The sequence below is a fragment of the Corynebacterium sp. genome (assembly GCF_030152825.1).
GTDB lineage: Bacteria > Actinomycetota > Actinomycetes > Mycobacteriales > Mycobacteriaceae > Corynebacterium.
The window spans coordinates 36,124-54,946 of sequence record NZ_JASLIP010000045.1 but is presented as its reverse complement, the minus strand read 5'-3'; the positions used below and the strand labels follow the sequence as shown (position 1 = coordinate 54,946).

Annotated in this window: 15 protein-coding genes and 1 pseudogene; all 16 read right to left on the bottom strand. The window is 65.8% G+C overall.

Translation table 11 applies throughout. The features are described from left to right. Positions 1-13: 13 nt before the first annotated feature. Positions 14-1,555 (bottom strand): transcription antitermination factor NusB, encoded by a 1,542-nt coding sequence (locus Q1V78_RS05415; protein ID WP_300612445.1) that lies wholly within the window; start codon positions 1,553-1,555, stop codon positions 14-16. Continuing rightward, positions 1,552-2,541 carry a methionyl-tRNA formyltransferase gene (gene fmt / locus Q1V78_RS05410; protein WP_300612443.1) on the bottom strand — a complete coding sequence of 330 codons (990 nt, stop codon included), beginning with the start codon at positions 2,539-2,541 and terminating at the stop codon, positions 1,552-1,554. The genes Q1V78_RS05415 and fmt overlap by 4 nt, the downstream gene beginning before the upstream one ends. Continuing rightward, entirely contained in the window at positions 2,542-3,042 is a 501-nt protein-coding gene (def, locus tag Q1V78_RS05405) for a peptide deformylase (protein WP_300612441.1), read from the bottom strand. It abuts the gene before it with no gap. Positions 3,043-3,051: 9 nt separating this feature from the next. Next, positions 3,052-5,190, bottom strand: a complete 2,139-nt coding sequence (locus Q1V78_RS05400; RefSeq protein ID WP_300612439.1) for a primosomal protein N' — start codon at positions 5,188-5,190, stop codon at positions 3,052-3,054. 70 nt (positions 5,191-5,260) lie between these two features. Further along, on the bottom strand, positions 5,261-6,466 hold the full coding sequence (gene metK / locus Q1V78_RS05395; RefSeq protein WP_300612437.1) for a methionine adenosyltransferase: 1,206 nt from the start codon (positions 6,464-6,466) through the stop codon (positions 5,261-5,263). A 120-nt stretch (positions 6,467-6,586) separates the two neighbouring features. Beyond that, the gene (gene coaBC / locus Q1V78_RS05390) at positions 6,587-7,876 is read right to left on the bottom strand and encodes a bifunctional phosphopantothenoylcysteine decarboxylase/phosphopantothenate--cysteine ligase CoaBC (protein ID WP_300612435.1); all 1,290 of its coding nucleotides are present in this window, start codon (positions 7,874-7,876) and stop codon (positions 6,587-6,589) included. A gap of 18 nt (positions 7,877-7,894) precedes the next feature. Next, the gene (gene rpoZ / locus Q1V78_RS05385) at positions 7,895-8,176 is read right to left on the bottom strand and encodes a DNA-directed RNA polymerase subunit omega (protein WP_012360221.1); all 282 of its coding nucleotides are present in this window, start codon (positions 8,174-8,176) and stop codon (positions 7,895-7,897) included. A 171-nt stretch (positions 8,177-8,347) separates the two neighbouring features. Continuing rightward, positions 8,348-8,923, bottom strand: a complete 576-nt coding sequence (gene gmk, locus Q1V78_RS05380; RefSeq protein WP_300612432.1) for a guanylate kinase — start codon at positions 8,921-8,923, stop codon at positions 8,348-8,350. 3 nt (positions 8,924-8,926) lie between these two features. Next, the gene (gene mihF, locus Q1V78_RS05375) at positions 8,927-9,253 is read right to left on the bottom strand and encodes an integration host factor, actinobacterial type (protein ID WP_012360219.1); all 327 of its coding nucleotides are present in this window, start codon (positions 9,251-9,253) and stop codon (positions 8,927-8,929) included. Between the two features lie 202 nt (positions 9,254-9,455). Then, positions 9,456-10,304: an orotidine-5'-phosphate decarboxylase gene (gene pyrF, locus Q1V78_RS05370; protein WP_300612428.1), complete on the bottom strand. Its 849-nt coding sequence runs from the start codon at positions 10,302-10,304 to the stop codon at positions 9,456-9,458. After that, on the bottom strand, positions 10,304-13,636 hold the full coding sequence (carB, locus tag Q1V78_RS05365) for a carbamoyl-phosphate synthase large subunit (protein WP_300612426.1): 3,333 nt from the start codon (positions 13,634-13,636) through the stop codon (positions 10,304-10,306). Before carB ends, pyrF begins: the two co-directional genes overlap by 1 nt. A 67-nt stretch (positions 13,637-13,703) precedes the next feature. Next, complete coding sequence (carA, locus tag Q1V78_RS05360; RefSeq protein ID WP_300612424.1) at positions 13,704-14,858, bottom strand: glutamine-hydrolyzing carbamoyl-phosphate synthase small subunit; 1,155 nt, start codon at positions 14,856-14,858, stop codon at positions 13,704-13,706. A 59-nt stretch (positions 14,859-14,917) separates the two neighbouring features. Then, positions 14,918-16,285, bottom strand: coding sequence for a dihydroorotase (locus Q1V78_RS05355; RefSeq protein WP_300612422.1), 1,368 nt, complete (start codon positions 16,283-16,285; stop codon positions 14,918-14,920). A 24-nt stretch (positions 16,286-16,309) separates the two neighbouring features. Continuing rightward, entirely contained in the window at positions 16,310-17,254 is a 945-nt protein-coding gene (locus Q1V78_RS05350; RefSeq protein WP_300612420.1) for an aspartate carbamoyltransferase catalytic subunit, read from the bottom strand. After that, the gene (pyrR, locus tag Q1V78_RS05345) at positions 17,254-17,889 is read right to left on the bottom strand and encodes a bifunctional pyr operon transcriptional regulator/uracil phosphoribosyltransferase PyrR (protein WP_300612418.1); all 636 of its coding nucleotides are present in this window, start codon (positions 17,887-17,889) and stop codon (positions 17,254-17,256) included. The genes Q1V78_RS05350 and pyrR overlap by 1 nt, the downstream gene beginning before the upstream one ends. A 175-nt stretch (positions 17,890-18,064) precedes the next feature. Next, a pseudogene (nusB, locus tag Q1V78_RS05340) lies at positions 18,065-18,706 on the bottom strand (transcription antitermination factor NusB); the annotation flags it as partial. Positions 18,707-18,823: the final 117 nt, after the last annotated feature.

Sequence of the window (18,823 nt, the reverse complement as noted above, 5' to 3'; positions counted from 1 at the left end):
ACACTCACTCTACTTAGGCTTTTCTGATGCCCGCGACGAACATCGCATCGGTGCCGTGGCGGTGCGGCCACAGCTGGATATAAGGGCCGACCGCGCCCCCGGCGGCCGCTGCGGCAGCCAAGGCCGGCACCTCGGAGCCAAGGTCGATGGGCTGGGCTCCCACCTCCCGGCAGAAGGAGTCCACCAACTGCGTGGTCTCCAGCGGGTGCGGCGAGCACGTCGAATAGATGACGACCCCGCCCGGTGCGGTGGCCTCCCAGGCCGAGCGCAACAACTCGCGCTGGAGGGGAATCAGCTCGGTGACGTCCTTCTCCTGCTTTCGCCAGCGGGCCTCCGGGCGGCGGCGCAGCGCGCCCAGGCCGGTGCACGGGGCGTCGACGAGGACCCGGTCGAAACCGTCCTCGGGCAGCTGGAGGCCACGCACCTCAGCGAGATTCCGGCCGTCGCCGGTGTGAACCTGCACCGGCAGTTCCTTGGTGGATTTCGCAACGAGGTCGGCGCGGTGCGCGGAGATCTCGGTGGCATCCACCGTGGCCTGCTCGGCTTGTGCCCAGGAGCCGATGAAGGCGGTCTTGCCGCCCGGACCCGCACAGAGGTCGAGCCAGCGCCCTCGGTCCTCCCGTTTCAGCGGCGCCTGGACCAGGGCCAGGGAGATCAGTTGCGAACCCTCGTCCTGAACGCTCGCCAGGCCTTGGGTGATCGCCTCGAGCTCGCCCGGCGCTCCGGAGTCCAGATAGACCGCGTAATCGGACCAGCGCCCCTGCTCGCCCCCGGTGATGAGGGCGAGCTCCTCAACGGAGATCTGCCCTGGTCGGGTGGCCAGGTGCACGATGGGTCGGGCGTCGTCGGCTTCCAGAGCCTCGGCTAGATCAGCCGCAGGGTTTTCCGCCGTCCCGCCGAGCGCCTGGTTGAAAGCGGCGGCGATCCACTCCGGGTGGGAGAAGCGCAGCGCCATGCTGGCCAGGCTCGAACCGGGGGCCACCCGGTCCAGCCATTGCTCGGGTGTGCTGCGGGAAATCGTGCGCAGCACACCATTGACGAAGCCGCTGGCCTTGTCTCCGCCGTTGGCCTTGACCAACTCCACCGAGGTGTCCACCGCTGCGTGCGACTCGACCCGGGTGCGCAGCAGCTGATAGGCACCGATGCGCAGCGCGTCCAACGCCACCGAGTCGATCTTCTCTACTGGTCGTCCCGCGGCCTTGGCGATGATCGCGTCGAGCAGCCCGGTCGCTCTCAGCGTTCCGTAGGTCAGCTCGGTGGCGAAGTTCGCATCCCGGCCGCTGATCCCGCGCTCCCGCAGGACAGCGGGCAGGGCGAGGTTGCCGTAGGCGTCCTCCTCGGTGACTTGCCGAAGCACGGTGAATGCGGCGTCGCGGGCCTTATCCCCGGTCCCGGCACGTCGGCTCTTTTCCTGGCGGTGTTCCGGGCGGCGCTGCTGATAGCCCCGGGCCCGCCCCGATTCGCGTTGCTTAGCACGTCCGGTGCCGCGGGAGGCCGTGTTGGGGCGTGCCGTGCCGCTACGCGCGGACTCGGACCTGGAACGAAAAGAACTCATTTAGTCGTGTCTTCCTCGACATCAAAGCGTGGGGACTGCGCTAGCAACTCCTGCTGGCCACGGGCCCAATCGGCGGCCCGCATCATCTTCTTGCCTGGTGGCTGGATGCTTTCCACCAGCAGTGGATCGTCACCAGTGCCGACGAGCACCCGCGTCTTATCTGCCCACAGCTGGCCGGGGGCCAGCCCCGGGCACTCCTCCCCCTCTGGAACAGGCAGTAGCAGCCCGAACTTATAGCGCTGGCCGTCCAGCGTGCACCACGCACCCGGCGCCGGAGTGTGGGCGCGGGCGCGGCGTTGAATCACCTTCGCCGGCGTTGAGAAATCGATATGCGCGTCAGCGGGGTGAATCTTCGGGGCGTGCGTCGCCCCCTCCTCCGGCTGCGGCTGCAGGGTGGCCGAACCCTCGCCGAGTGCGACCAGAGTGTCGGCCAGCAGTGCCTTGCCGGAATCCGTCAGCTTGATGAGGACGTCCTCAGCAGTATCGCGGATGCCGATCTCATAAGCCTTCTTTGACAGCATCGGGCCGGTGTCCAAGCCCTGCTCGATGCGAAAGATCGTCGCACCGGTTTCCTCGTCGCCCGCGGCGATGGCGGCCTGCACAGGAGCAGCGCCGCGCCAGCGCGGCAACAGGGAGTAGTGCAGGTTCACCCAACCGTGTTCAACGGCGTCGAGCAGGTCAGCCGGGATCAGGTTTCCATAGGCAACCACGGCCACCGCAGTGGCGCCCGCCTCGCGATAGGCAGCCAGCGTGTCGCGGACATCGCTTGCGTCCTCGGCGCTCGCCCCGAGGGTGGCCCACTTGTGAACCTTCAGCCCCGCAGCCTCAGCGACCTCCGCGACGGGGCTAGGGTGCAGGCTGCGACCACGGCCGCGGCGAGCGTCGGGCTGTGTGATGACGCCGAGGACCTCCAGCCGTGGATCAGCGAGCAGATGCTCCAGAACGATTGCGGCGGGCTTGGGTGTGCCGGCGAAAAGAATCTTCATTTAAAACCACTCCGAGCGTCGAATATCTGCCATAGCTTGTTTGCGATCCTCCGGCGCGAGGTGCTTGAGGAAAAGCACGCCGTCCAGGTGATCGGTCTCGTGCTGTACGCAGCGAGCCAGTAGGCCCGAGACCTCCCGGTCGACCGGATCGCCGTCCACAGTCTGTCCACGCAGGCGCACGGTCTCCGCACGCTCTACCTCGCCGCGGATCCCGGGAATGGACAGGCAGCCTTCCGGGCCCGTTTGCGTCTCCTCTCCCACCGGCTCCCAGGTGGGGTTGATGACGTGCCCACGGTCGGACTCGCAGTCGTAGACGAAGACCCGCTTGGTCACGCCGACCTGGTTAGCGGCCAAGCCGACGCCACCGTGGTGGTCCATGGTTTCCAGCATGTCCGCCACGAGAGTGGCCAGGGCGGTGTCGGAGGAAAAATCGGCCGCGACCTCGGCGGCAGGAGTGCGTAGGACGGGATCGCCGAAGTAGCGCAGGGACAGAACAGCCATGGGGATACTCTAACCGATACGGACCGGATCCATGACCACGCGTAGGGGCGCAGAGTGTCGCTGCGAGGAGCGCACCGCGACAGCGCTTTTGAGAGCTCTGCCCAAGGACAGCGCGTCAGAGTGTGGCACGCGAATGATGAGCCGGCGTGCCTCATCCGCATGGCCGCTAGACAGCCCCGCGGGAAGCCTTACCCCGGTGGGAAGCTCGACGGGACCCAAAAGCTCCGCTGATTCTGGCAGCTCCCAGGACTCCTCGAGCTCGGCGAGGCTGGCAGGAATGCCGTCCACCACCGCCACCACAGCCGCCGGTGGGAATTCTGCCTCCACCCTGCGCGCCAACTCTGCGGAGGCGGCCGCATCCGGGTTCCAGCGGATGAGTTGCTGAATCGCGCTCAGCCGATAGTCCCCTGCCACGATGACCCGGCCACCGGCCTCACGGGGTGCGACGAGTGCGGCAGCGCCCATCCACTGGCGCAAGGCGTTCTCCTCAGCCCGCAGATCCGCGCGCGTCAGCGGTGCCCAGGGATCGAGGACGATTAACGCACCGTAGTGACCATTGGGCTGCTGAGGTGGTGTACCGGCGGCTCGAAGTATTGGTTCGGAGCCGGGGGTGGCGACGACGATGCGTCGCCCGGGTGGCACCGATGTTTTGACTTGTTCCCCGCCAGAGCCGGTCACCGGCACGCCCGGGAAGGCCCGGCCCAGTTCCTCAGCAGTGCGGTCGTGGCCGACCACGCTCATGCGCAGTGCGTGGTTGCCGCAGTTCGTGCAGGTGAAGGTCGGGTGCAGGTGCCCGCACCACCGGCAGGTGGGGGCGGAGTGATCTTTAGCTTGTGGCAATTCGAGTGGGCCATTGCAGTTCCGGCACCGGGCCGGGGTGCGACAGCGAGCACAGGCCAAGGCCGGAGCGTAACCACGGCGCGGCACCTGGACCAGCACGGCGCCGTCCGCATCCAAGGTCTCGCGAATCGTGGCGAAGGCCAGGGCCGGCAGCCGGCTCCCTGGACTGTGGCTCTCGGCTTCGAGCTGGCGTTCGGTATCCCCAAGCCCTCGAATCCAGGGCAGCTGCTCACGCAGGGTTTCGGGCGTGGGGCGGATGGAAGCCAGCTCCCCAGCCGCGACCCACTGCTGAACCTCGGCGGTGCGGTGGTGACCGATGATTGCCAGCGCCGCGGACTCACCCTGACTGCGGGCCTTCGCTACCTCCCTGGCGTGCAGGTAGGGGGCTCGTGGATCGACGAGGGAATCGTCCCCTTCCCCCAAAACGACCACCAAGCCGAGATCTTTGAGCGGCGCGAAGACTGCATTGCGGGTTCCGACGACGATCCTGGCCTGACCGAGCACGATGGAAAGGAAACGCCGGTAGCGCACATGCGAGGACTCTGCGGCCGTCATTTGGAGCACCTGCTCAGTGGACGTCCAGGCCGCCAGGGCCTCGCTGACGCGGTCCACGAGCCGCTGGTTTGGAGCGATCACCAGCGCCGACTTCCCTGCCCACGCGGTCGCAGCGGCGAGGACGGCGGCTAGGCGGGCGTCGTCGTCCCCAGGAGCGGTGAGCAGCGACATGCGCGGGGCGGCACCCTCGTCCAGGAGGGCAGCCAGGAAGCGCGGGCCAAAGTGGTACTTGCCGAGCGCGGATTCGGCATCTGACCGCGCCTGGGTGCGCAACTCGGCGACGGGCTCCAGCGTCGAGTAGAGATCCTCCCACGCCTTACCGCCTGCAAACAGCCCTGCCTTCTCGGCGCTCGCATGCCGGGGCGGGATCGCTGCCCGTAGAACATCCGCTCGGGTTCCGGCGGCGCGCTCGGCGAGCTGATTAACCAGTCGCCACATGTGCTCCGGCAGCAGCCGAATCGGGCTGATGACGCGCTCCAGCGGGCGCAGCTTTCCCGAGTGGTCGCTGCTCGAACGTCGCTCGATGATGAAACCGTCCACGAGGCGCCCGTTGAACCGGATACGGACTCGCACGCCGGCCTGGGCGTCGGCGTCCATCTCGGCGGGAACCTCATAGTCAAAGAGGCGGTCGAGGTGTGGCACCCCGACCAGCGGCAATACCCGCGCGATCCGGCGAGGTTCGCGCCCCGCACGGGCAGCGAGCAGTTCCCCATCACCGGGGTTAGCTGCGGCTGGCTGTGCGGTCGTGTTCATGAGCTACAGGCTAGCCGACGGTTCGGACACGCCTTCACAGGGCGCTGGAAGAACGCCCCGAGAGCTGCCGTTAGTTGCTGCCAACCGCCTTCTTGAGCTCCTCAACCTTGTCCAGGCGCTCCCACGGCAGGTCGAGGTCATTGCGACCGAAGTGACCATAAGCGGCCGTCTGGGCGTAGATCGGGCGGAGCAGATCCAGCTCGCGCAGGATCGACGCCGGTCGCAGATCGAAGACCTCGGCGACAGCGCGCTGGATGTCCTCCACGGGCGCCTTCTCGGTGCCGAAGGTTTCCACGTAGAGGCCGACGGGGCGGGCCACGCCGATCGCGTAGGCCACCTGCACCTCGGCGCGGTCGGCCAGGCCGGCTGCCACGATGTTCTTTGCCACCCAACGGGTCGCGTAAGCGGCAGACCGGTCCACCTTCGACGGGTCCTTGCCGGAGAAAGCGCCACCACCGTGGCGAGCCATGCCGCCGTAGGTGTCAACGATGATCTTGCGACCGGTCAGGCCGGCGTCACCGGCAGGGCCGCCCAGAATGAAGGAACCGGAGGGGTTAACCAACAGTTCCAGGTCCTCGCTCACGAAGGGCTTGAGGCTCTCATCAGAGAGAACGTGGTCCACCACATGCTCGGACAGGAGCTCCCGCAGCTCATCCTGGGTGCGCTCCGGGTCGTGCTGCGTGGAGATGACGACGGTATCCAGGCGCACCGGGGTGCCGGCCTCGTCGTATTCGAAGGTGACCTGGGTCTTGCCATCCGGGCGCAAGCCGGTGACGATGCCCTCCTTGCGCACCTCGGTCAGGCGACGGGAGAGGCGGTGGGCGACGGAGATGGGCAACGGCATGTACTCCGGGGTCTCGTTCGTCGCGTAGCCGAACATCAGCCCCTGGTCGCCCGCACCCTGACGGTCGTCCTCGTCGGTCGAGGAGGAACCGCGGACCTCATGGGAGGTATCCACGCCGGCTCCAATCTCTGGCGACTGTGCACCAATGGACACGGACACGCCGCAGGTAGTGCCGTCGAAGCCCATGTCGGAAGAGGTAAAGCCGATCTCCTTGAGGGTGTCGCGCACCAGCTGCGGGATCTCAACGTAGCCCGAGGTGCGGACCTCACCGACAATGTGGACGAGGCCGGTGGTGACCACGGTCTCCACAGCGACGCGGGCCTGCGGATCCTCGGCGAGCATGGCGTCGAGGATCGTATCGGAGATCGCGTCACAGATCTTATCCGGGTGACCCTCGGTCACGGATTCGCTGGTAAATAGGCGCTTAGACACTAGTTATCTCGCTTCTATCGTTCGTATTGTTGGTGTGACCCGTCGGTGGCAGGCGGCGGGCGACGACCTAGACGGTGAACTAATCCAATAATAATAGACCAAGCGGTCTAGAAATGCACGCTAGCGTTCGGCCGTGCGTGGCACAGCGTCGAGAATCGCTCCGGCCACCTCGAGCTTATGCCCTGCCGGGACTTCACGGACCTCCAGCGCCTCCGGATCGTCGCAACCGGTCGGATTGGCGATCAGCCAGCCCGCGGAATCCTCCTGACCGAAGACCTTACCCCGGCCAACGGCGTTCGCCATCAGCAGGTCGCAGCCCTTGCGGAGAAACTTCCGCTGCGCGTGCTCCAGAGGGGTAGATTCCGCATCACCGGTCTCTGCTGCGAAGCCCACGATGCGCAGATCCTTCGGCAGCTCCCCTGCCCGGCGCAGCTCGACGAGCCCCGCCAGGATATCTGGGTTTTCTACCAGTTCGATGACCTCCAGCTGATCCTTTCCGCCCTTCTTGAGCTTCGACTCAGCCTGCTGGGCGGGACGGTAGTCCGCCACCGCCGCCGCCATGATGACGACATCCGCTTCCCGTGCGGCCTGTTCGGTCGCGCCCTTCAGCTCCAGAGCGCTGCTGATCCGAGTCACCCGCGCGCCGGAAGGCGTCGGCAGGTCCTCGGTATGCCCCGCAATGAGGTGAACGTCGGCACCACGTTGCGCGGCGACGTCCGCCAGCGCGTACCCCTGACGGCCCGAGGAGGCGTTACCCAAAAAGCGGACCGGGTCGAGATCCTCGTGCGTGCCGCCGGCGGTGACCACCACGCGAGTGCCGATCAAATCCTGGTCGAAGATTCCCGGCTGGGCGTGAGCCGCCAGTGCCAATGCGGCGATGTGATCGGGCTCGGGCAGCCGACCGGGGCCACTATCCTTGCCGGTGAGGCGACCGTGGGCGGGCTCCAACACCGTGATCCCCCGGCTGCGTAGCATCGCCACATTATCCTGCGTCGCGGGATTTTCCCACATCTCGGTGTGCATCGCCGGAGCAATGACCACCGGGCAGGTCGCGACGAGGCAGCTCGCGGTGAGCAAGTCATCCGCACGCCCCATACGCAGTCGCGCCATAAGATCGGCCGTGGCCGGGGCGACCACGATGAGGTCAGCCTCCTGACCGAGACGGACATGCTGGACCCCGGAGACGTCGTCCCAGACGGTCGTGCTGACCGGATTACCGGACAGCGCCTCCCAGGTGGCAGCACCCACGAAGTTCAGTGCGGATTCGGTGGGAACGACGTGGACGTTGTGCCCCCGTTCCGTGAAATAGCGCACGAGGTGGGCCGCCTTAAACGCAGCAATGCCGCCCCCAACACCTACCAGGATGCGGAGCGGCTTGCTCGTATTCTTCTTCGAAGCGTTATCAGTCACACGTGACAGGATAGCCTCTTAGCCCTCGGTGTGCTCCAAGAGATCCGCGTTAATCTCGCGAAGGGCGATGGACAGTGGCTTCTCGTGCATCTCCGGAGTCACCAACGGGCCAACGAACTCCAGGACACCTTCGTCGATGCTCTGGAAGTAGTCGTTGATCTGGCGCGCACGCTTAGCTGCGAAGATCGCGAGGGCATACTTCGAGGACACCTTGGTCAGGAGCTCGTCGATCGGCGGGTTGGTGATGCCGACTGGCGGATCGAAAACCGTCTCGTTCGAGTTGACGTCCTGATTTTCCACGAAATGCACCTATTCTTTCGATTGCTTAGTTAAGCCGCGTCTAATCCCCACGACGGCTTAGGGGAAACTATATCTTAATCACCTGGAAGCGCCTAACCCCACGCCCACGTCGGTGGGTCGCGGGGTGCGGTAACAGGCTGGGTGGAGCCGCTGTCTCTGGGGCGAGGTCCCCTAGGCTTCCGGCACCAGGATGTCGCGGATTCCCGCGACGGCCTCGTCCACATCCGAGTTCACGATGACGTGGTCGAATTCATCCTTGGAGGCCAGCTCCCCGCGGGCGGTCTCCAAGCGACGCTGGATAACCTCCTCGGACTCGGTGCCACGGCCGGTCAGCCGGTCCACGAGCACCTCCCACGAGGGCGGAGCAAGGAAGACGGTGTGGGCCTCCGGCAGGAGCTTCTTCACGTTCCGCGCACCCTCGAGATCCACCTCAATGAGGACGGGGTGATGGGCGGCCATGGCCTCCTCCACCGGCTTGCGGGGCGTACCGGAGAGCTGCAGCCCACCGTGGATCTCAGCCCATTCGAGCATGAGGTCACTGTCGATGTTGGACTGGAACTCGTCTCGCGTCACGTAGAGGTAGTCACGACCGTGTACCTCGCCGGGGCGGGGGTCGCGGGTCGTCATCGACACGCTGAAAAAGAGGTTCGGGACCGACTCGCGGAGCCTAGAGACCACCGTGGACTTACCAACGGCGGACGGCCCGGCGAGGACGACCACGCGGCCGCGGCCCGATTCCTGCGTCATGGCTTAAGCCTCTGGGTCGAAGCCAAAGTGCTCCAGCAGAGCGCGACGCTGACGGTCGCCCAGGCCGCGCAGACGGCGGGTTGGGGCGATCTCGAGCTGGTTCATGATCTCCTCGGCCTTGATCTTGCCGACCTTCGGCAGGGAGACCAGCAGAGCGGAGACCTTCATCTTGCCCAGGATCGGGTCAGTCTCGGCGTCCTTCAGGACCTGCTGCAGATCGGTGCCGCCGCGCTTGAGCTTCTCGCGAAGTTCGGCGCGAGCCTTACGTGCCTCGGCAGCCTTCTTCAGGGCCTCTGCACGCTGCTCCGGGGTCAGCTGGGGAAGTGCCACGGGATTCCTCCGTACGTAATCGTTTTTTGAAAATCTTGTGGAATGTCTTGCATTTTAGCCAATCAGCGTCTGGCTGCTGGCTTGAACACCCCTTTTAAGGGCGTTACTTGCTTAAGTAAGCAAAGCACGAAGGTGAATCCTAAGGTGCTTTTGCCGTGGTGGCAACTGCGACGCGCGGATTCACTTCCGCCAAATATGCAGGCTACACCTGAAGTTCCGCGGCGAAGCGGCGCACAGCGGCCTGCAGCTCCGCCACGCCAGGCCCCTCGTTCAGGACCGCACGGGAGACATTCGGGCTCGCGAAGCGTGCCGCCTCCCCGCAAATACGCCGTACATCGGCCATCGTGCCGCCCTGGGCCCCGACGCCGGGCATGAGGATCATGCCGTTGACCTGGTCCAGAACCGGTGGATTTTCCACCGTCGCACCGACCACGACGCCGACGTTGCCGGGCTTGTCCCCCACGTTGAGTTCAGCGACGCGGTCGCACACCGCCTGAGCCAGCGTGGCGCCGGACTGCGTCTGGGATAGCTGCACCGACGGGGCCTCCGGGTTGGAAGTCGCCGCGAGCACGATCGCTCCCTTGTTGTACTCGGCCGCCAGCTCAAACACCGGGGCCAGGGAATCCACACCGAGCCACGGAGAGACCGTCACCGCATCCGCTTCCAGGGGCGAGCCCGGGCGCAGCCAGGCGCTGGCATAACCCGCCATCGTGGAACCAATATCGCCTCGCTTGGCGTCAGCGATCACCAGCACGCCGGCCTCCCGCAGCTCCGCCATCGCGTTCTGGAGCACCTCGAAGCCTTCTGCCCCGAAAGCCTCATAGAAGGCAACCTGTGGCTTGACGACAGCGACGCTATCCCGGAAAGCGGCAACCGCGGTATCGGTGAATTCTTTCAGCCCGTCCAGGTCATAGCTCAAACCCCAGCGCTCGAGGATGGGTGTGTGCGGGTCGAGCCCCACGCACAGCGGCCCCAGCTCGGCAGCCCGAGCCATGAAGCGCTCGCCGAAGGTCTGAGACTGGTCTGCAGCCGGCCCCAGCGGCGTGGTCATTAGTGCTCCACTTCCTGGATCGGGGTCACCGTGGTGTCGTGGTCCAGCAGTGCCTCGATCCCCTGCACCGCTGCGACGGTGCCCTGAACGGTCGTCGCACACGGCACGCCGCTGTTGACAGAGGCCGCACGGATCTCGTAGCCATCAGTGCGCGCATCAGCCGAGCCGGCCGGGGTGTTGATGACCAGGTCGATCTCGCCGTCGCGGATGTAGTCCACGACGTTGCGGGCATTCTCGCCGTCGCCACTGGTGGCGGAGACCTTCGCGACGACCTCGCACTCCACACCATTGCGACGCAGCATGCTTGCGGTGCCCGCGGTGGCAAGCACGTTGAAGCCCAGGGAAGCCAGGCGCTGGATCGGCAGGATCAGGGTGCGCTTATCGCGGTTAGCGACGGAGACGAAGACGTTGCCCTTCGTCGGCAGCGCACCATAAGCCCCCTCCTGGGACTTCGCGAACGCGGTACCGAAGTCCGAGTCGAGGCCCATGACCTCGCCGGTGGACTTCATTTCCGGGCTCAGCAGGGAGTCCAGCACCTTGCCCTCAAAGCTGCGGAAGCGGTTAAACGGCAGCACTGCCTCCTTGACGGCGATCGGGTGACCGATCGGCAGCGAGCCACCATCGCGATCGGAAGGCAGGATGCCCTCCTCCTTGAGCTCGGCGATAGAAGCGCCCAGCATAATGCGCGCGGCGGCCTTGGCCATCTGCACGCCCGTGGCCTTGGACACGAACGGGGCGGTACGGGAGGCGCGTGGGTTGGCCTCGATGACGTAGAGGATGTCGTCCTTCAGCGCGTACTGGACATTCATCAGGCCCTTCACGCCGATGCCCTGGGCCAGCTTGCGGGTGGATTCCCGGACCTTTTCGATGTCCTGCTCCCCCAGCGTCATCGGTGGCAGCGCACAGGCGGAGTCACCGGAGTGGATACCGGCCTCCTCAATGTGCTCCATCACGCCGCCGAGGTAGACGTCCTCGCCATCGCAGAGGGCGTCGACGTCGATCTCGATGGCGGAATCCAGGAAGCGGTCGACCAGGACCGGGTGCTCGTCAGTGATCTCCGTGGCGCGCGAGATGTAGTCACGCAGGCTGGCCTCGTCGTAGACGATCTCCATGCCGCGACCGCCGAGGACGTAGGACGGGCGGACCAGCACCGGGTAACCGATATTGGCCGCGACCTCACGGGCCTCCTCGAAGCTGGTGGCGGTGCCGAAGGCCGGGGCTGGCAGCTCGGCGTCGCGCAGGACCTTGCCGAACTCGCCGCGGTGCTCGGCCAGGTTGATGGCCTCCGGGGTGGTGCCGACGATCGGCACACCCGCGTCCGAGAGGCGCTGCGCCAGACCCAGCGGGGTCTGGCCACCGAGCTGGACGATCACGCCCGCGACGGTGCCGGACTCGGACTCCGCTCGGTAGATCTCCATGACGTCCTCGAAGGTCAGCGGCTCGAAGTACAGGCGATCGGCGGTGTCGTAGTCGGTGGAAACGGTCTCCGGGTTGCAGTTGACCATCACGGTCTCGTAGCCGACGCGGGAGAGCTCGAGGGCCGCGTGGACGCAGGAGTAGTCGAACTCAATGCCCTGGCCGATGCGGTTCGGGCCGGAGCCCAGGATGATGACCTTTTCCTTATCCTTCTGCGGCTCGACCTCGGACTCGGCGTTCGGGTCCAGCTCATAGGAGCTGTAGTGGTACGGGGTCTTCGCCTCGAACTCGCCGGCGCAGGTGTCCACGGTCTTGAAGACCGGGTGGATGCCGAGGGACCAGCGCAGGGAGCGCACGCCGTCCTCACCTGCGAACTCCGGACGCAGGGCGGCGATCTGGCGGTCGGAGAGGCCGAGGAACTTCGCGTACCGCAGGAGATCCACGTCCAGGACCGGCGCGTCGATCAGCTGCTGGCGGAACTCCACCAGGGCCATGAGCTCGTGCAGGAACCACGGGTCGATGCCGGAGGCCTGGTAGATCTCGTCAACGGTCGCGCCGAGGCGCATGGCGAGCTCGATGTCGTAGAGCCGGCCCTCGGTCGGACGCTTCAAGTCCTCGAGGACGGCTGCCTTGTCGGTGGCACGCTCGCCCGCAAAGTCCTCATCCGGGACGGTCCAGAAGCCAGCCTGCTTGGTCTCCAGGGAACGCATGACCTTGTTCAGGCCGGTGATGTAGTTGCGGCCGATGGACATGGCCTCACCAACGGACTTCATCGTGGTCGTGAGGGTGTCGTCGGCGCCCGGGAACTTCTCGAAGGCGAAGCGCGGCGCCTTGACGATGACGTAGTCCAGGGTCGGCTCGAAGGCAGCCGGGGTGACCTGGGTGATGTCGTTGCGGACCTCGTCGAGGGTGTAGCCGATCGCCAGCTTCGCCGCCAGCTTTGCGATCGGGAAGCCGGTGGCCTTGGACGCCAAAGCGGAGGAACGGGAGACGCGCGGGTTCATCTCAATCGTGATGACCCGGCCGTCCTTCGGGTTGATGGCGAACTGGATGTTGCAGCCACCGGTCTCCACGCCGACCTCGCGGAGGATGGCGATGCCTTGGTCGCGCATGATCTGGAACTCGCGGTCCGTCAGGGTCATGGACGGGGCGACGGTGACGGAGTCGCCTGTGTGGACGCCCAGGGCGTCGACGTTCTCGATGGAGGCGACGACAACCACGTTGTCCTTTGCGTCGCGCATCAGCTCCAGCTCGAATTCCTTCCAGCCGAGGATGGACTCCTCGATCAGGACGTTGGCTTCCGGGGATGCGGCGAGGCCGCCGCCGGCGATGCGGTCCAGGTCCTCGTAGTCGAAGGCCAGGCCGGAGCCCAGCCCGCCCATGGTGAAGGACGGGCGGACGACGACCGGCAGGCCCAGCTCGGCGACGGTCTCGTGGACCTCGTCCATGTTGTGGCAGACGCGGGAGCGGGCAGAGGATCCACCAATCTTCTCGACGATGTCCTTGAACTTCTGGCGGTCCTCGCCGCGCTCGATGGCGTCGATGTCCGCGCCGATGAGCTCGACGCCGTACTTGTCGAGAATGCCGCGGCGGTCCAGCTGGATCGCGGCGTTCAGCGCGGTCTGGCCGCCGAGGGTGGCCAGCACGGCGTCGATCGGGTGCCCCTCTGCCTTCTCCTTGGCGAAGATCTTCTCGATGTACTCCGGCTGGATCGGCTCGATGTAGGTGTGGTCGGCGAACTCCGGGTCGGTCATGATGGTCGCCGGGTTGGAGTTGATGAGGGTGACGCGGAGGCCCTCTTCCTTGAGCACTCGGCAGGCCTGGGTGCCGGAGTAGTCGAACTCGCAGGCCTGACCGATGACGATCGGGCCGGAACCGATGACGAGGACGTGGTTGATGTCTTCACGACGTGGCATGAGTGTTTTCTCTTTCTGTTGGGCGTTGTGCTGCTGGATGCGTTCTGTGCTGTGAGAAGGCGCCGGCTTAGGCCTTCTTCTCCTGCTCCAACAGGTTGAGGAAGTGGTCGAACAGGGGGTTTGCGTCGTGCGGGCCGGCGGCGGACTCCGGGTGGTACTGCACCGAGAAAGCGCGTCCGCTGGTCAGCGCCACGCCCTCGACGACGTCGTCGTTGAGGCAGATGTGGGTGACCTTGGCTGGCCCGAATGGGGTGTCGAATTCCTTATCCAGCCCGTCGGCGGGGGCTGCGAGGGCGAAGCCGTGGTTCTGGGCGGTGATCGCGACCTTGCCGGTCTCCAGGTCCTTCACCGGCACGTTGGTGCCGCGGTGGCCGAACTTCAGCTTGTAGGTGTCCAGGCCGAGGGCGCGGCCAAAGATCTGGTTGCCGTAGCAGATGCCGAAGAACGGGATGTCGGCCTCGAGGACCTTCTTGACCTGCTCCACCGTGTGGTCGGCGGTGGCCGGGTCGCCCGGGCCGTTGGAGACGAACACACCCTGGGCCTCGTACTCGCTCAAGTAGCCCTCGAGGGTGGAGAACTCGGTGTCGGCCGGAATGACGACGGTGCGGATGCCGCGCTTGGCGAACTCGCGCGGCGTGTTCGTCTTAATGCCCATGTCGTAAGCGAGGACGGTGTACTTGCGCTCCCCTTCCGCGTCGACGACATAAGGCTCGTCGGTGGTGACGTCCGCGGTCAGGTCCGCGCCGGACATCGACGGCTGCTCCTTGACCTGGGCGATCATCTCCTCGTCGGTGCCGAGGGCGTCTCCGGAGAAGATGCCCGCGGCGATGGAGCCCTCCTCGCGCAGGTGGCGTACGACGGAGCGGGTGTCCACGCCACAAATGCTGACGATGCCCTGCGCCTCAAGCTCCTCGTTGAGGCTGCGCTTGGCTCGCCAGTTGCTGACGGTGTTGGAGAGGTCGCGAATGACCAGGCCGGCGGCCCAGATCTTGCCGTCGAGGGACTCGGAGTCCTCGTCATTCCAGCCGGTGTTACCGATCTGTGGGGCGGTGAGCACCGTGATCTGACGGTGGAAGGAGGGGTCGGTGAGGGTCTCCTGGTAGCCGGTCATGGCGGTGGTGAACACTGCCTCGCCGAGGGTCTTGCCGGTCGCGCCCATCGCGAAGCCGCGGTAGATCGTGCCGTCTGCGAGAACCAGTGCTGCTGGAGTGTGAGTCTGCATATCTTTAGTCCTTAGTTTTTCTTTCAAGGTCAGTCGCCGATTGTTGGGTTATCGGGCAGCTAGTCGGTTGTCACAGGGTTGCCGTCGCGGCAGGTCACCTTGCCACGCAGGATCGTCGTGGATACCCGAACCGGCATGGGCATGCCTTCGTAAGGGTTGTTCTCGGACTTGGAGGCCATCTCCTTGGCCTCGGCGGTCCAGCTGGCGTTGGTATCCACCACGCACAGGTTCGCTGGCTCACCTTCGGCGATCGGGCGACCGTGGCCCGGCAGCTTGGTGATCTCGGCTGGCCGCTCGGACATCACCTTGGCGACGAAGCGCCAGTCCTGGTCACCGTTGATGACGAAGAGGTCCGCGATGATCGCCAGGGAGGTCTCCAAGCCGAGCATGCCCGGACGAGCCTGGTCGAATTCGCAGCACTTCTCCTCGGAGGAGTGCGGGGCGTGGTCGGTGGCCACGCAGTCCACCACGCCGTCGATGAGTGCCTGGCGCAGGGCCAGGGTGTCCCGCTCCTCACGCAGCGGCGGGTTCACACGGTTCACGCCGTCGAAGGTCTCCAACCGGGAGTCGGTGAGGATCAGGTGGTGCGGGGTGACTTCGGCGGACAGCGGGATGTCTTGGCTCTTCGCCCAGCGGAGAAGCTCGACGGTGCCTTCCGTGGAGGCGTGGCAGATGTGGATCCGACCGCCGTAGTCGCGAGCCATGAGGGCGTCGCGAGCGACGATGGACTCCTCCGCCACGCGTGGCCAGCCCCGAAGGCCCAGGCGGGCGGCGGTCTCGCCTTCGTGGGCAACCGCGCCCTCGGTCAGGCGGGGCTCCTCGCAGTGCTGAGCGAGCAGCACGTCCATGCCGCGCGAGTACTCGATTGCGCGACGCATCAGGCGCGGGTCGTCGACGCACTTGCCGTCGTCGGAGAACATGCGCACCTTGGCGTCGGAGGCGGCCATCATGCCAAACTCAGTGAGCTCCTTGCCCTCCAGCCCCTTGGAAATGGAGCCGACGGGGTGGACGTCGCAGAGGTTGGTGTTCTGGCCCTTGTACCAGACGCTTTCCGCGATGGCGGGGTCGTCCATGACCGGGGAGGTATTCGCCATGGTGAACACGGCGGTGAACCCACCCTTGGCAGCAGCGGCGGAGCCGGAGGCGATGGTCTCGGTGTCCTCGCGGCCCGGCTCGCGCAGGTGGACGTGCATGTCCACGAGGCCTGGCAGGAGTACCTGGCCGGCAAGGTCGAGCACCTCGGCCTCGGCCGGTGCCTCGGTGGACAGATCTGCGCCGATCTTGGCGATCATGCCGTCGGAGAGCAGGACATCCTGGGGCTCGCCCTCGCCGTAGATGAGCACACCCTTCAGGAGCACCGCGTTCTCGGCGCCCGCCGAGTGCGCAGCCAGTGGGCCAGTCGGGGGAAAGTTCTTGTTGTCGACCATAAAAATCGCTTGTCCTTTCTGGCCTTAAGCGTCCGTCTCGGTCTCGGAGGCGGAGTGGCCGCCGATCAGCAGCTGGAAGAGGATCGCCATGCGGACGTGGACACCGGCGGTGACCTGCTGGAGCACGACGGTGTTCGGGGCGTCCGCGACGCTGTAGTTGATCTCCATGCCGCGCAGCATCGGACCGGGGTGCATGACGACCGCGTCCGGCTTCAGCATGGCGTGGCGGGCTTTCGACAGCCCGTATCGGGTGGCGTACTCGCGGTGCGAGGGGAAGAAACCACCGTTCATGCGCTCCGCCTGGACCCGCAGCATCATGACCGCGTCGGCGCTCGGCAGTTCCGTGTCTAGGTCGTGGCTGACGCGCACGCCCCAGTTCTCCACCCCGATCGGTAGCAGCGTGGGAGGAGCGACGAAGGTGACGTCCGCGCCCAGAGCATTGAGGAGCTGCGCGTTGGAGCGGGCGACGCGGGAGTGCAGGATGTCGCCGACAATCACGACGTGCTGCCCCGACAGATCGCCCCGTTGGCGGCGCAGCGTCGTGGCATCGAGCAGCGCCTGGGTGGGGTGCTGGTTGGAGCCATCGCCGGCGTTGATCACGGCGGTATCGCCGATGAAGTTGGCAACGTGCTGCGCCGCTCCGGAGGACGGGTGGCGCATGACCAGTGCGTCGGCGCCGATGGACTTCAGCGTCAGTGCCGTGTCCCGGAGGGACTCGCCCTTCTTCACGCTTGAGGAGGACGCGGAGATATTGATGACGTCCGCGCTCATCCACTTCCCCGCCGTCTCGAAGCTGGCGCGGGTGCGGGTGGAGTTCTCGTAGAACATCGTGAACACGGTGCGTCCCCGCAGGGTCGGCAGCTTCTTGACCTCGCGGCCCTTCAGCGCCTCGGCGAAGCGATCCGCCTCGTCCATGATGCTCAAAATCTCATTCGGAGTGAGATCGGAAATGCTAAGCAGGTTCTTCACTACGCACGCCCCTTGTCTGCAGCGGGCGGTACCTGCCCGCCCTGATTCGCTGGTTGCTGGTCGGCGGGTGCGGTCGATCGGGTCAGGGTGACCTCGTCGCGGCCGTCGAGCTCGTGGAGAGCGACGGTGACGTCCTCGGAGGCCGCCGTCGGAATGTTCTTGCCCACGTAATCGGCGCGAATCGGCAGCTGCCGGTGACCGCGGTCAATCAGGACGGCCAGCTGAACGGCATCGGGTCGACCGAGATCCCGGAGGGCGTCCAACGCGGCGCGGATGGTGCGACCCGAAAACAGGACGTCGTCGACCAAGATGACGGTTGCGCCGTCGATCCCCTCGTCCGGGATGATCGTGGGCTTGAGCGCACGGTGCGGGCCGCGCCCCAGATCGTCCCGGTACAGCGTGATATCCAGCGAGCCTTGGAACACATCCACGCCACTGAATTCGCTGATCTTTTTCTGCAGCCGCTCCGCGAGCGGCACTCCCCCAGACGGAATACCCAAAACCACGACCCGCCGGGCGGATCCGCTGTCTAGAGCCGTCTTCTCAATGATTTGGTGCGCGATGCGTGCGACCGTGCGATTGACATCGTCCGGGTTCAGCAGAACCACGGAATGACTATCGACTGTCGGATTCATCGTGACCTCCTTTCCCGCCTCTCTGTGCGGTCTGTTAAAGGATGCCTCTGAAAGAAAACCTTTCATGTGAACGATAGCACAAAGCACTACCCCCGGCTGCGCGGGGCAACCGGGGCTAGATGGGTGCGAATCGAGCATTCGCCAGCACGGAGGTGCCGCTCAAAAACCTCGCGTTTTACACGGAATCCTTGTTTTCGGCGGCGGTGCTTTCAGCAGGGCCCGCCTGGCTGTCTTCGGGGCCTCCGGTGGCGACGCCCGCTGCCTGCTCGGCCGGGTCTGCGATCACGGAATCAACCAGCGCGTCGATGCCCGCCAGCTCAGCCGTAGTGCCATTCTCAGACCCCGACTGCTCCTGCTCCCGCTGGGCGGCCAGGCGATCAGCCATTGCGGCGTCGGCGTCTGTGGCCACGCCGTCGAGCACAGCGTTGACGTAGTCCGGGGCCTTGACGTGGGAGTACTCGCTGGCAAGCTCGATCCCCTCGGACAGAGCGACACGGTGCGGAACGTCCGCGTTGAACATCAGCTCCCACGCCGCGACGCGCATGACGGCGCGGTCCACGGCGGGGATGCGATCCAGGGTCCAATCGCTGGTGAGGTGCACAGCGATGGCGTCGTCGATCGCGTCGAGGTTGCTTGCCACGCCGGGCACGATCTGGGAGGTGTACTCCGGGATCGGCTTGATCTGGTTTTCCTGATCCTTGGCCAGCTCCGCGCGCTCTTCCATGATGTCGACCGGGTCGATATCGCGGAACTCCGCCTCGAAGAGGATGTCCACGGCACGGCGGCGGGCCTTGTAGCGCGCACCACGCCGCTTGAAACGCGCAGCCGAGCGCTCATCCTTCGAGCCAAACCCCTTCCCCGCAGACTGCGGGTCGTGGTTCTGAGGGCGCGAGGAGGGCGTCGGCGACTGTGGTTCAACCATGAGGAAGTATCA